We start from the raw sequence: 14,245 nt of genomic DNA, 5'->3' as shown, positions 1-14,245 counted from the left end.
TAGTTATTATAAAATTAGATTGTAATGATTGAGAATCTATTGATACATTTTATTAATTAAATAGAAATCTGCCAAGACAATAGCAGCCATTGCTTCAACAATAGGCACTGCCCTTGGTACCACACATGGATCATGTCTCCCCTTACCTGTCATATCAACAAAATTTCCATCTTTATCAATAGTCTCTTGTTTTTGCATTATGGTTGCTACTGGTTTGAATGCTACACGGAAGTAAATATCCATCCCATTACTTATTCCTCCTTGAATGCCTCCTGAAAGATTTGTTTTTGTGGTACCGTCAGCATTGTATAAATCATTATGCTCACTACCCTTCATTTTAGCACCACAAAAACCGCTTCCAAATTCAAATCCTTTTACAGCGTTAATCGAAAGCATTGCTTTACCTAACTCAGCGTGCAATTTATCAAAAACAGGTTCTCCTAAACCAACAGGAACATTTTGGATTACACATGTTATAGTACCGCCAACAGTATCTCCTTGCTTGCGAATATCTCTAATATACTCTTCCATTTTTGCTGCCATTTCTTCATCTGGACAACGAACAGGATTACTTTCAATTTTAGAAAAATCTAAATCCTGATAAGGTTTTTCTACAAAAAGAGGCCCAACAGAAGATACATAAGCATTAATTTTGATATTAGGTAAGAATTGCTTGGCAATAGCCCCTGCAACTACTCTACTTGCCGTTTCTCTAGCAGAACTTCTACCTCCTCCTCTATAATCACGCACACCATATTTCTGATCATAAACATAATCCGCATGACTTGGGCGATAATTATCTTTTATATGAGAATAATCATCTGATTTTTGATTGGTATTGGGAATAATAAATCCAATTGGAGTACCTGTAGTTTTACCTTCAAAAATACCGGATAAAAACTGTACCGCATCGGGCTCCTTTCTTTGGGTTACAATAGCAGATTGGCCGGGTTTTCTCCTTGACATTTCATGTTCTATAGCAAGTAAATCTATAGCTACTCCCGGAGGACAGCCATCAATTATACCCCCTAGCGCTGCACCATGTGATTCACCAAAAGTAGTTATTCTATATAGTGTTCCGTAACTGTTTCCTGCCATTGTTAAAAAATTTTAGCAAATGTAAGTTTTATGAGTTAAATTAAAAAATTTGGTCATGTTTATAATTTGAATTTTTAGTACAAAATCCACTTTTTTAGTTAAATTTTTCTTTTAGTAGTATTATTTAGTTAAAATTTATTAAATAAATTCAATAAAAAGTCATTATCAAACCAATATCTTATACTTTAAATGCGTTATTTGTAGTACATTACAATTATGAAAACAATTTACTGTACCCTATTTTAAAAAATAATATCTTTTTTTTTATTAAAATCATAAAAAAAAATTAACATATAATTTTATTTTTATTACTTTTAATGTTGTAAAACCATTTAATTACTAACTTATAAATTAAAAATTATGAAAAAATTACTATTAGGTTTATTATTTTTAGGTTCAACGAATTTAATTTCGGCTCAAGAAATTGGAGTTAGATGGGGTGATGTCACAGGAAATGACGTAGCTTTAGATGCCGTTTTCTCAGCTGGAAAATTTAGTCGTATTCACTCTAACGTTTCATTTGGTGATAATGTTGGAGCTGATGTATTGTTTGACTTTATATACAGACCTCTAGGAGGAGAATCTTTCAATTGGTATATGGGCGCAGGTCCTTCTGCTTATTTTGGAAATGATTTTTGGCTAGGAGTTTCTGGTGAGGTAGGTTTAGAATATAGATTTAAAGGCGTTCCATTAGCGGTAGGAGTTGATTACAGACCTACTTTATGGTTAATTGAAGATACTGATTTTCATTCAGGAGGTTTTGGTTTAAACGTACGATTTGTATTTTAACCTCAAAAAAAATAAATTAAAACGGGAAGTGATTAGCTTCCCGTTTTTTATTTATTGATACTTTTGAATCGCTTTTTGATACAATTCTTCATAAATAGGTAAAATATTTTTGATGTCAAATTTTTTTGCGATAGTCAAAGCATTTTGTTTAAAAGAGGCTAAAGTTTGGTCATCTTTTAAAATTTTAAGTGCATTTTGTGCCATTTCCTCTACATCACCAACATCACTCAAAAAGCCCGAAAAGCCATCAAAATTTACTTCAGGCAATCCACCTGAATTACTAGAAATCACAGGAACCGAACACGCCATAGCCTCAAGTGCAACTAATCCAAAACTTTCCGTTTGAGATGGCAATAAAAACAAATCGGTTAAACACAAAATCTTGTCAATCTCGTTACTGTTACCAAAAAAAATAACTTTATCTTGAATCCCCAATTCAAAACAGAGTTCTTCTGCCTTTTCTTTTTCGGGCCCATCTCCAACCATCATTAATTTAGCAGGTATTTCTTGTTGAATTTTATAGAAAATTTTTACAACATCTGGAATTCTTTTTACTGCTCTAAAATTACTAATATGAGTGATAATTCGTTCGTTCGGATTAGCCATAACCGATCGATGGCAAGGTGAATTGGGATCTTTTTGTTGTTTGTCCAATTCAATAAAATTTGGAATCACCTGAATATCGTTTTTTATAGCGAACAGTTTAAGTGTATCCGCTTTTAAACTTTCTGAAACTGAGGTTACAAAATCTGATTTATTAATACTAAAAGTAACTGCTGGTTTATAAAAAGGGTGATTTCCAACCAAAGTAATATCGGTACCATGAAGAGTAGTTACCATTGGAATATCAATTCCTTCATCTTTGAGCATTTGCTTCGCCATATAACCTGCATATGCATGCGGGATGGCGTAATGAACATGCAGCACTTCAATTTTATATAATTTAACCATATCCACCAATTTACTAGACAACGCTAACTCATAGGGTTGATAATGAAATAAAGGATATTCAGGAACATTAACTTGATGGTAATGCACATTTGGATTCAAAAGCGCTAATCGTACCGGCTGACTATAGGTTATGAAATGTATTTCATGTCCTCTACGAGCTAATTCAAGTCCGAGTTCTGTAGCTACAACACCACTTCCTCCAAATGTGGGATAACAAACAATGGCTATTTTCATGTATTTATTTTAGGATAACGAATTTACAGAAAAAGGAGCAGTGATTTAAAAAAAACAATGGAAATCTTCTGTTATTCTAGCTTCTTTTTCTTGTTTATCCATTTATTTATTTTATAAGTAAGATATGCGGAACCACTACCAATTAATGCGCCTGCAATAACATCGGATGGGTAATGTACTCCTAAATGCATTCTTGAATAACCAACCGCAATTGCCCAAGTAAAAGAGGGTGCAATAATATACCATTTGGGATAAGTCATACTCAAAGAAGTTGCAGTTGCAAACGCAATGGAAGTATGACCTGAAGGCATTGAATATCCACCAGCTGAAGTTAATTTTTCAATTTCTGGATAAGAAGTAAAGGGTCGATCTCTTTTAATTGATTCTTTTAAAGCAATAGTAATAAACAAGGAAACTGCTACAGATTCTCCAACAAATAAAGCTTTTTGTTTTATTTCTGTATCATTATTCACAAAACCAACGGTGTATAGCACCAGAGGAACTCCAACACTAACAACTGAATAACTATTGGTAACATGTTTAAAAGTGCCATCTAAATTTGTATTGCGATGTAAATTTATTGAACGCAAGGTATTGATATCAATGTTTTGCGAAAACAAACGTGACACGAATAGTACTAAAAAAAGAATGAAATATTTTTTTGTCATTTAGAAATGAGGAAAGATTACAAACAAAAAAACTAGATTACATTTAAAAATAACCTAGTTTATAATTTCTTTACTTTTTTTTTTAGAAGAATCTGCTATGCCAACTATCTGCAGCTGGAACCTCCCACGATTCATTAAACTCTTGAATATTGTTGACTAAATTATTAAAGACAATAGTGTTTTCGGTAACTGCTTTGTCTTTAACCATTTTTTTAAAATCAATTAAAGGTTTATGCGCAACGTGTTCACCTAATTTAAACGTAACATTCATCTTATCCAATAAATCAACGGCATATTTCTTTTCTAGACTTTGAATGAATTCAACTGAACTATCAATTGAACAACCTGTAGCAGCTTGCACTTCTTGATTAACAGCTATGATAATAAAGCGATTGTACTTCAAAAGATATGAAGATTCTAAACCTGTACCATGTGCAGCCCAATCTTTTAAAAAAGTTTGTATTGCTTCATCTATTTCGGTCATTTCAGCATCAGAAAACTTTCTATTAGATTGATAAATCCATATTCTAGATTCCTCAGGTAAACTTTCAAAGGGTACGTACATAGTTTTGAATTAAATTCTATTATAAATCTTGAGCATTAGCAATAAGTTCAGCTATGTCTAACACCTTTACATCAGCTTCTTTTTCTTTATTTTTTATACCATCAGTTAGCATGGTATTACAGAAAGGACAGCCAGCAGCAATAATATTTGGCTGTACTTGTAAAGCGTCCTCAGTTCTTTCGATGTTAACTTCTTTATTACCAGGTTCTGCATCTTTAAACATTTGAGCGCCACCAGCACCACAACATAATCCATTCGCTTTAGCACGCTTCATTTCTACTAATTCAGCGTCTAATTTTTGGATTAAATCTCTTGGCGCTTCATAAATTTGATTCGCTCTTCCTAAATAACAAGGATCATGGAAAGTGATTTTTTTACCTTTAAATTGCCCCCCTTCAATTGTCAAACGACCATCATCAAGTAACGATTTTAAAAATTCAGTATGATGTACAACTTCATAGTGACCACCCAATTCAGGATATTCATTTTTTAATGTATTAAAACAATGAGGACAAGCAGTTACGATTTTTTTAGCTTCGTATGCATTCAAAACCTCAATATTCATCATGGCTTGCATTTGAAACAAAAATTCGTTACCTGCTCTCTTAGCTGGGTCTCCTGTACAACTTTCCTCTGTTCCCAAAACTGCAAAAGAAACGTTAGATCGATTTAGAATTCTAACAAATGCTTTGGTGATTTTTTTGGCTCTGTCGTCAAAACTTCCAGCACAACCTACCCAAAACAATACTTCTGGTTGTTTGCCTTGAGCTAACATTTCGGCCATTGTAGGCACTACTAAATTTTCTGACATTGTATTTTGGTTATTAGTTAATTGGTTATGTACTTAACCAATTAAAAATTTAAACTTTTATTATATTTCGTTTTTCCAATTCAATCGGTCTTGTTGATTGTATTGCCAAGGAGCACCGTTATTTTCAATATTGGTCATCATTGCATTCAAAGGCATTGGTGCAGCACTTTGTTCCATTACCAAATAACGACGCATATCCAAAATGATTGATAATGGACTAATATTTACAGGGCATTCTTCAACACATGCATTACAAGAAGTACATGCCCAAAGTTCTTCAGCAGTAATGTAATTATTCAAAAGCGAAACTGAATCTGGTACAAAAACACCTTTGTTTTTGTCAATATTTCTTCCCACTTCTTCCAAACGGTCTCTTGTATCCATCATAATCTTACGTGGAGACAGCTTCTTACCTGTTTGATTTGCTGGACATGAAGAAGTACAACGTCCACATTCTGTACAAGTATATGCATTCATTAATTGCACCCAATTCAAATCCATTACATCGCTGGCGCCAAATTTACTTGGAGCTGCATTAGCATCAGTAGGAGCTGCAAAAGGATCTGCATTTGGATCCATCATTAACTTCACTTCATTTGTAACTGAAGCTAAATTATCAAATTGACCTTGAGGTTTTAAGTTGGCAAAATAAGTATTTGGGAAAGCCAAAAGAATATGCAAGTGTTTTGAAAAATACAAATAATTCATAAAAATCAAAATACCTACAATATGCAACCACCAAAAAGCTTCTGATAAAAGCATCACCAATTCGTTAGACATTCCATTGAAAATTGGCTCTATAAATTGACTAATTGGAAAGGAACCCGCTTTGATGAAATGAGAAAAGCCTCCCGGTACTTGTTGCAAATGCAAATCGGATGCATTCATTAACAAAAACAAAGACATCAAAACTACTTCAAAATATAAAATATAATTCGCGTCATTCTTAGGATATCCATTCAAGTCTGAACTTATAAAACGCTTTAAACGAATACTATTTCTTCTAATCCAAAAAGTAACAACAGCTAGTATCACTAAAACAGCTAAAATCTCAAAAGAACCAATTAGGAAATCATAAGTCGTTCCCAAAAAAGCAAAAACACGATGTGTGCCAAAAAGTCCATCAATAATGATTTCTAATAATTCAATATTAATGATTATGAATCCCAAATAAACAACAATATGTAAAATTCCAGCAACTGGTCTTTTGACCATTTTGGATTGACCTAAGGCAATCATTGCCATATTTTTCCATCGTTCTTTAGGATTATCACTTCGGTCAACTGCAGTACCTAACTTAATGTTTCGAATGATTTTCTTGACATTCCTAAAGAAATATCCAAAACCAATTGCCAAAACGATGGCGAACAATACATTGTCTAAAAAATTCATATAATTAGTTATTAGCTTTTACTATTGAATCAGTTGCAGGAGCTACATAAGGCTTATTTTTTTTACCAAAAACGGAAACATTAACATATCTCGTTGGATTTAAGCGAACATCTTGTAGTAACAATTCCAGCTCTTTTGATGTTTTAGATAAATTAGCATATAGCGCTTCATCATTAAGTAATTTCCCCATTGTTCCTTTTCCTGATTGAAGATTAGCCATGATTTTGTCTACTGTAGCTAGTGTTTTATTTAAATCTCTTACTGTTTTTCCTAAATCTGCCTTTTGTAAAGAATCTGAAATTTTAGAAAAATCACCTGAAATTTTATTAAAATTAGTTACCACCCCATTAATTTTAGCAGAATTATGGTCTAAAATACCATTAACGCTATTTGATGCTTTGTGAAACTGTTCCATTGTTTTACTCAACTCAGCCAAACTATGCTTTAAATCTGCTTGCCCTTTTTTATCCAATACCGAATTAATTCCAGTGATCAATTGATCTGCATTGGCTAATAGTTTTTCAATTTTTTGTTGAATAGGCACTAATTTGTTACCCATACTAGCTGCCAAACCTAATTCCACATTTCCTTTTAGTGAATCACCGTCTTCAATTAGAACTTTATCGTTAAGATTGGGGTGTATAGCAATTTGTTTTCCACCAATCAATCCGGGCTCATATATTACAGCCGTACTGGATTTTGAAATTGGAAAATCTGTTTTTAGTTGTAATTCTACTTGAAGTTTACCAGTAACATTATTAATGGTAATTGCGGTAACTTTACCAATAACCAAACCATTTAATGTAACATTAGAAGAGGGCGCAATCCCTTCTACATTATCATATTCTACATAGTAGGTTTTATAATTTGTAAAAAGTTCTCGCCCTTTTAAAAAACTATAACCCCAAATAAATAATAAAATAGCACTAATTACTATTATAGCTGCTTTAATTTCTCTTGTTAGTTTCAAAATATAAGATTTTGGGCAAAAATAATACAAAAATTTAACTTCATTGAATTATTTCAAAGCTTCTTGTATACTAATCTTTTTTCCATTTTTATAAGCAACTAAATAGGCCGTATCAAATCCTTTAGCCTTAGCTGTTTTTAAATTTTCTTTAGCGATATTATAATCAGAAGTTTCGCCATAAAAATACTTATACAAATTGGCTTCATGTTCCATTGAAATCAATTGTAACCCTTTAAAATTTTTAGGTTGCAATTCTAATTGAACATAACTTGCAGACAATTGCACTTTAAAAACAGTCCCTGTAGTTGGTAGTGTAGCAACCTTTGGGGTTTCATGCACTTCAGAAGATTCTTTAGGTTGTATCACTTCTTTTTTTTCAGTAGAATCCAATTTAGGCACTGGAAAGTTATCAAAACTTTCATTTTCAAAAAATTCGTTTTTGTATTTTAAGATCGCTTTTGCTATGGCTTGGGCTAAATCATTTTGACCTTCTTCTGATACCAAAATTGCTCCCTCGGCAGGATTAGATATAAACCCCATTTCAATTAAAACTCTTGGCATATATGCTTTGTGTAAAACCATATAGGGCGCTTGTTTAACTCCGCCTCCGCGAATTTTCTTGCCAAGGGTTTGAAACTCCTCCTCAATGTTAGATGCCAATGAAATACTATTATCTAGATATTCCTCTTGCATTAAGGTCATTCCAATCATTGTTTCTGGAGAATTGGGATCAAATCCTTCGTATTTCTGTTTATAGTCTTTTTCCAAAGTAATTACAGAGTTCTCTTTCTTAGCTGCTTCCAAATTCGAAGCAATTTTCGTCATCCCCATTACATAAGTCTCAGTACCATCTGCAGCAGTATTTTTATTGGCATTGCAATGTATCGAAACAAAAATAGAGGCCCTAGCTCTATTGGCAATATTAGCGCGTTCAATTAAATCAATAAACACATCCGTTTTACGGGTATAAACCACTTCTACCTTTTTGGAATCCTCAAGGATTTTACCCACTTTCAAAACTACAGCTAAAGCTACATCTTTTTCAACTCGACCACTATATTTCGCACCAGAATCATGGCCTCCATGTCCTGCATCTAAAGCCACACGGAAAATCTCGGTTTGACTATAGGCTAAAACAGAACAAAAAAGAAAGAAAAAAATAAACTTCAGTTTTAAACAAGTCGGAGTATTCATAAATTTAAAAAGTTAATTTTATTAGGTGACGTCAGCTATAATTTTGTTAATTGATTACTTTTGCAAAAAATATATGTAAGTTTGGTGTCTCAAAAACAATACATCATTTTTACAAAAATAGCATTAAAACCTTTGCATACAAACTTATTTAATATCGTTTTATTATCATTTTTTCTTACTTTAGGGAACACTTGTGTTTATTCACAAGATATTAAGAAAAAAACAACTGCAATTCCTCCAAAAAAAGAAAATAAAAAGGAAAATAAAAATCAAGACAATTCGAAAGTTACTGTTGAAACCAAAACAGATACCATTAAAAAAGACACTATAAAAGAAAAAAAAGCATTTCTTGAGGGCAAAGTAAAATATAAGTCAAGTGATTACGCTAAAATTGATCAAAAGAAAAAACTAATTACCCTTTATGATAATGCAGAATTATACTATAAAGACATTGAGTTAAAGTCAGGTATCATCGTTATGGATTATGAAAAAAACGAAGTATATGCTGGACGAATTAAAGACTCAACTGGTAAATTCACACAATTTCCAAATTTTAAACAAGGCACGAATATTGTTGAACCTGATTCGATTCGATTCAATTTTAAAACCAAAAAAGCACTGATTTGGAATTCAAGATCAGATCAAGGCGAATTTAAAATTAAAGCTGCCATAACCAAAAAAGAAAATGATTCAGTCTATTTCCTTAAAGGAGCACGATTTACCACTTCAAAAGATGTTGATAATCCTGAATATTATTTTCAAACCAATAAAGTGAAATTTATTCCTGGTAAAAAAGTCATTACTGGATTGACTAATATGGTTATTGCTGATGTTCCAACCCCAATTGCCCTACCCTTTGCCTATTTTCCAATGAGTAAAGAAACTAGTGTATCTGGAATTATTTTACCCAATTATAACGATTCTAACTCCCGTGGCTTTTCATTACAAAATTTTGGCTATTATTTCGCATTGAGCGACCATTACGACCTAACGGTGCTTGGAGATTACTACACTAACGGAAGTTATGGAATGAGAATTGAGTCGAGCTATGCCAAAAGATACAATTATAGAGGTAATGTAAATTTCAGATTCGAGAATTTAATCAATAGCGAAAGAGGGTATCCTGATTACTCAAAGCAAACAATTTACAACATTCAGTGGTCGCATTCTAAAGATTCAAAATCAAATCCTAATTCTAGCTTTTCAGCCTCTGTCAATCTAGGTAGTAGTAAATATTTTCAACAATCAATTAACATTGTCAATTTAGGATCCAATCTTAACAACACTTTAAGTTCATCGGTTTCATATGCCAAAACATTCAATTCAATTCCACAAGTTCGAATGTCTTTGTCTGCTACACATTCTCAAAATACTCAAACAAGTGAAATCAATATGACCCTTCCAACCCTTCAATTGAGTGTTGACAGGATTTTTCCATTTGCCAAAGGGGATGGTATAAAAAAAGGAATAATTAAAAATATCAATTTGCAGTATAATTTAAACGGACGAAATAGTTTTGTTACTACAGATTCTTTATTCTTCAAGCCTGAAATGTTTAGAAATGCCCAAGTTGGAATGCAACATAGTATCCCCATAAGCACCAATTTTAAATTATTTAAATATTTTAGCGCTTCTGCTTCTGCTAATTATAATGAAGTTTGGTATCTAAAAACCATACGGAAATTTTACGACTCCAATCAAAGCAAGGTCATTGACGAAACCATCAATGGGTTTGATGCATTTAGAACGTATTCCCTTTCTAGTAGCATTGGAACCACTGTATACGGAACTTTTAATTTTGGAAAAGATAAAAAAATTAAATCTATTAGACACGTCATGCGTCCTTCCATATCCTATGGTTACACTCCAAGTTTCGAAAAGTATTATGACACCTATGCCGCAGATGCAAGCGGGACAATGATAAAACCCTACACTCGATTTGAAGGAGGTATTTATGGTGTACCTGGCTTGTCGAACTCAAACAACATTGGTTTTGACTTAAGCAATACTTTTGAAGCCAAAGTAACCGATAGCGATACTACAAAAGTAGAACCGAAGAAAATAATGCTTTTGAACAATTTTAATCTATCAACAAATTATGATCTAAATGCTGATGGCAAAACCACTTTGGCTTGGGCACCGGTTCGTGTAAGTGGAGGAACTTTGCTATTTAAAGATAAAATGAATGTCAATTTTGGAGCTACACTTGACCCCTATGCAATTGACAATTCAGGTAACAGAATTAACATCTATAACATCAACAATGGCGGTAGTTTGTTTAGAATGACTAGTGCTAATTTTACTTTAAATTATGCTATATCTAGTAATGATTTTGACGGGACAAAAAAAGACGATCAAGTAACTCGAAATGGAGGGAGAGAAGATGATTTATTTGGAAAAAGTAGGGATATTTTAAATCAAAAAAGTCAATTTGATGAAAATGATACTTCCAAAGGAGAAGATGCAATTACGACTTTTTTCAAATCCAAGTTACCATGGAACATGACATTTGCCTATTCATTAACTTATGGAAATAATAATCGCGAAAAGAAAATAATCAATAATTCCATCATGATTTCTGCCAATGCTGATTTAACTCCGAAATGGAAAACAGGAATTTCAACCGGTTATGATTTTGTGCAAAAAGGCATCACATTTACACAAATACGTTTTGAAAGAGATTTGTTAAGCTGGAGAATGGATTTCAATTGGACTCCTTTTGGTGACTATGCGAATTGGAATTTCTTTATTGGAATCAAATCAGGTGTCTTAAGTGACATCAAATGGAACAAGCAACGCGTAAACGATAGAACCATACGATAACATTTATTTTATGAAACAAATTATTTTTACAGACAAAGCACCTTCACCTATTGGTCCTTATAATCAAGCAGTATTAAAAGGAGACACGCTATATACTTCAGGACAAATCGCCATTAATCCAGCGACTGGAGAACTAGTAACAAACTCTATTAAAGAAGAAACCGAGCAAGTCATGCAAAATATGAAAGCGGTTTTAGCAGCAGCAAATATGACCTTTGAGAATGTTGTTAAAACAAGTATTTTCATTATGGACATGAATGATTTTGGGGCAATTAATGAAGTTTATGGTTCGTATTTTAACGAAAAAACCGCTCCAGCTCGTGAAACGGTTCAAGTGGCTTGTTTGCCAAAAAATGTAAATGTAGAAATCTCTATGATTGCTGTGCTATAGCATTTAGTAGTAACTGAGCTGTGGCTAAATTTGTAGCCAATGGCACATTATGCACATCGCAAACTCTGATTAACATATTGATATCAGCTTCGTGTGGGTGACTGGATAACGGATCTTTAAAAAAAAGCACCATATTCGTTTTTCCTTCACCTACTCTACCTGCAATTTGAGCATCACCTCCAAGTGGTCCAGAAAGCATTTTTTTTACTTTAAAACCAGCTTCTTCCGCTTTCCCACCTGTAGTTCCGGTTGCAATTAGTTTGATGTTTGAAGAATTCAGAATTGATTTGTTTTTGATTAAAAACTGAACCAATTCTGATTTCTTCCCATCATGCGCGATAATAGCGATTTCCATTGTATTAACTGTTTGCTACGTGATACGCTATCAAACCATCAATAGGTCTACGCAAAACGTTGCCAAGTTTCATTTCGTATTTATCAAAAGTCACTTGTAATTCTTCTTTTAAATAAAAAGCTATAGAACCTACAAAATGAACGGGTACTTCTTGATAGTTATCGTATTGTTTGATGTAATTTTTCACAAAAGATTTCATCCCTTTATAAATGATTTTTTTACAGAATTCTTCTTCTTTGTGTTGGATTAAAAATTTTGCAAACGTTGCTAAATAGGCATTGGGATTGGGTTCTTTATACAATTTACTTTTGATAAAATCTGGATCAAGATCATAATCTTTTTCAAACTCCGATGCCAAGTGTTTAGGCATTTTATTGAAATAGTATTTTCTAATTAACTCTTTACCAAAAACATTTCCACTACAATCATCCATAACAATATATCCCAAAGATTGTACTTTTTGATGCAATGTTTTTCCATCAAAAAAACTGCAATTTGAACCAGTTCCTAAAATACTAACTATTGCAGATTCGCCTTTTGGAGTAGTGGCATAAACAGCTGCATAAGTATCTTCTTCAACCGAAACTATAGCATTTGGAAAATAGTCTTGAAAAATGTGCGTCAAAGACTCTTTCATTCTAATTGTTCCACAACCAGCCCCATAAAAAAATAAATGAGTAGCTGTTTTTTTATTTTGAGTAATATCAAAACGATCGTTTAATCGATCAATGATTTCATGTCCTTCAAGAATTTCAGGATTCAAACCAAGTGTTTGAGTGGTAAAAAGGACTTTTCCATTTTCATCAATGGCAATCCAATCCGCTTTTGTTGAACCACTGTCTACTATTAATTTCATATTCTTATATTTTGAAAATTGTTAGTATACAAAAACACACAAGAAATGGGTTAGATTTCTTGTGTTTTATTTTTGCAATACTTCAAGATTTATATAGCTAAAGCTATTGAAATCTATTTTTTTTTATTTTAAACCTGAAATATGAACAGACAAGTCGATCAATTTACTTGAGTAACCATATTCATTATCATACCAAGAGACTAATTTGAAAAAGGTTGAATTTAAACCAATTCCGGCTCCAGCATCGATAATAGAAGTTCTTTTATCTGAAATAAAATCTTGTGAAACCACAGCATCTTCAGTGAATCCCATTACACCTTTCATTGTTGTTTCTGAAGCTGTTTTCAAAGCTGCCATTATCTCTTCATATGAAGTTTCTTTAGCTACTTTTACAGTTAAATCTACTACCGATACGTCAGCAGTTGGTACGCGAAAAGCCATACCTGTTAATTTTCCGTTCAATGAAGGAATCACTTTTCCAACGGCTTTAGCCGCACCAGTTGAAGAAGGGATGATATTAATCGCAGCAGCACGTCCACCTCTCCAGTCTTTTCTTGAAGGACCATCAGCAGTCATTTGAGTTGATGTAGTTGCGTGAACAGTTGTCATTAATGCTTCTACAATTCCAAAATTATCATTAATTACTTTTGCTAATGGAGCTAGGCAGTTAGTAGTACATGAAGCATTAGAAACAATTAAATCTGTTGCTTTTGCTTCTTGATGATTCACTCCCATTACGAACATTGGTGCGTCAGCTGATGGTGCAGATATAATCACTTTTTTGGCTCCACCTTTAATATGTTCGTTTGCTGTTTCTAATGTGGTAAAAATACCGGTACATTCAGCAACTACATCTACATCTACTTCATTCCATTTCAAATCAGCAGGATTTCTTTCTGAAGTTATACGGATGTTTCTTCCGTTTACAAATAATTTTCCTTCTTTCACCTCAACCGTTCCATCAAAACGTCCGTGTACAGAATCATATTTCAATAAGTAAGCTAAATGATCTACATCTAATAAATCATTGATTGCAACTACTTCTACATTATCTCTATTGAAAGATTCTCTAAATACGATTCTTCCAATTCTACCAAAACCATTTATTCCTAATTTTACTTTTGACATTGTTTCTAAATTTAAATTAT

At 32.8% G+C, this 14,245-nt stretch carries 14 protein-coding genes; 3 read left to right on the top strand and 11 right to left on the bottom strand.

The features are described from left to right. Positions 1-36: 36 nt before the first annotated feature. A complete protein-coding gene (gene aroC / locus ACSVH5_RS04835) occupies positions 37-1,098 on the bottom strand; it encodes a chorismate synthase (protein WP_438060327.1) in 1,062 nt (353 codons plus the stop codon). Between the two features lie 360 nt (positions 1,099-1,458). On the opposite strand from aroC, the gene ACSVH5_RS04830 reads away from it, so the two are divergent. After that, positions 1,459-1,887, top strand: a complete 429-nt coding sequence (locus ACSVH5_RS04830) for a hypothetical protein (protein ID WP_438060326.1) — start codon at positions 1,459-1,461, stop codon at positions 1,885-1,887. Positions 1,888-1,938: 51 nt separating this feature from the next. Here the strand turns inward: ACSVH5_RS04830 and bshA are convergent, their stop codons facing one another. The 7 genes from bshA to ACSVH5_RS04795 form a co-directional block, all read right to left on the bottom strand. Then, entirely contained in the window at positions 1,939-3,072 is a 1,134-nt protein-coding gene (gene bshA, locus ACSVH5_RS04825; protein WP_438060325.1) for an N-acetyl-alpha-D-glucosaminyl L-malate synthase BshA, read from the bottom strand. A gap of 71 nt (positions 3,073-3,143) precedes the next feature. After that, positions 3,144-3,740 carry a phosphatase PAP2 family protein gene (locus tag ACSVH5_RS04820; protein WP_438060324.1) on the bottom strand — a complete coding sequence of 199 codons (597 nt, stop codon included), beginning with the start codon at positions 3,738-3,740 and terminating at the stop codon, positions 3,144-3,146. A gap of 82 nt (positions 3,741-3,822) precedes the next feature. Continuing rightward, entirely contained in the window at positions 3,823-4,305 is a 483-nt protein-coding gene (locus ACSVH5_RS04815; protein WP_438060323.1) for an ABC transporter ATPase, read from the bottom strand. 19 nt (positions 4,306-4,324) lie between these two features. Beyond that, positions 4,325-5,116: a (Fe-S)-binding protein gene (locus ACSVH5_RS04810; protein WP_438060322.1), complete on the bottom strand. Its 792-nt coding sequence runs from the start codon at positions 5,114-5,116 to the stop codon at positions 4,325-4,327. Between the two features lie 60 nt (positions 5,117-5,176). Next, a complete protein-coding gene (locus ACSVH5_RS04805; RefSeq protein WP_438060321.1) occupies positions 5,177-6,508 on the bottom strand; it encodes a 4Fe-4S dicluster domain-containing protein in 1,332 nt (443 codons plus the stop codon). Between the two features lie 4 nt (positions 6,509-6,512). Then, positions 6,513-7,478 (bottom strand): MlaD family protein, encoded by a 966-nt coding sequence (locus ACSVH5_RS04800; protein WP_438060320.1) that lies wholly within the window; start codon positions 7,476-7,478, stop codon positions 6,513-6,515. A 48-nt stretch (positions 7,479-7,526) separates the two neighbouring features. Further along, positions 7,527-8,672: an N-acetylmuramoyl-L-alanine amidase family protein gene (locus ACSVH5_RS04795; protein ID WP_438060319.1), complete on the bottom strand. Its 1,146-nt coding sequence runs from the start codon at positions 8,670-8,672 to the stop codon at positions 7,527-7,529. A 60-nt stretch (positions 8,673-8,732) separates the two neighbouring features. Between ACSVH5_RS04795 and ACSVH5_RS04790 the strand changes: the two genes are divergently transcribed. Both ACSVH5_RS04790 and ACSVH5_RS04785 read left to right on the top strand, forming a co-directional pair. Beyond that, positions 8,733-11,495, top strand: coding sequence for a putative LPS assembly protein LptD (locus ACSVH5_RS04790; RefSeq protein WP_438060318.1), 2,763 nt, complete (start codon positions 8,733-8,735; stop codon positions 11,493-11,495). 10 nt (positions 11,496-11,505) lie between these two features. Continuing rightward, on the top strand, positions 11,506-11,886 hold the full coding sequence (locus ACSVH5_RS04785) for a RidA family protein (RefSeq protein WP_438060317.1): 381 nt from the start codon (positions 11,506-11,508) through the stop codon (positions 11,884-11,886). Here ACSVH5_RS04785 and ACSVH5_RS04780 read toward each other — a convergent pair. The 3 genes from ACSVH5_RS04780 to gap form a co-directional block, all read right to left on the bottom strand. Next, on the bottom strand, positions 11,867-12,241 hold the full coding sequence (locus tag ACSVH5_RS04780) for a methylglyoxal synthase (RefSeq protein ID WP_438060316.1): 375 nt from the start codon (positions 12,239-12,241) through the stop codon (positions 11,867-11,869). The two genes, ACSVH5_RS04785 and ACSVH5_RS04780, sit on opposite strands and share 20 nt — an antisense overlap. A 4-nt stretch (positions 12,242-12,245) precedes the next feature. Then, entirely contained in the window at positions 12,246-13,097 is an 852-nt protein-coding gene (locus tag ACSVH5_RS04775; RefSeq protein WP_438060315.1) for an N-acetylglucosamine kinase, read from the bottom strand. 123 nt (positions 13,098-13,220) lie between these two features. Continuing rightward, positions 13,221-14,225, bottom strand: a complete 1,005-nt coding sequence (gap, locus tag ACSVH5_RS04770; RefSeq protein WP_438060314.1) for a type I glyceraldehyde-3-phosphate dehydrogenase — start codon at positions 14,223-14,225, stop codon at positions 13,221-13,223. Positions 14,226-14,245: the final 20 nt, after the last annotated feature.

The organism is Flavobacterium sp. RSSA_27, from assembly GCF_051547125.1.
Taxonomy (GTDB): Bacteria; Bacteroidota; Bacteroidia; order Flavobacteriales; family Flavobacteriaceae; genus Flavobacterium.
Note: the sequence above shows the minus strand (reverse complement) of the source record. Positions and strands in the feature narration are given on the sequence as shown.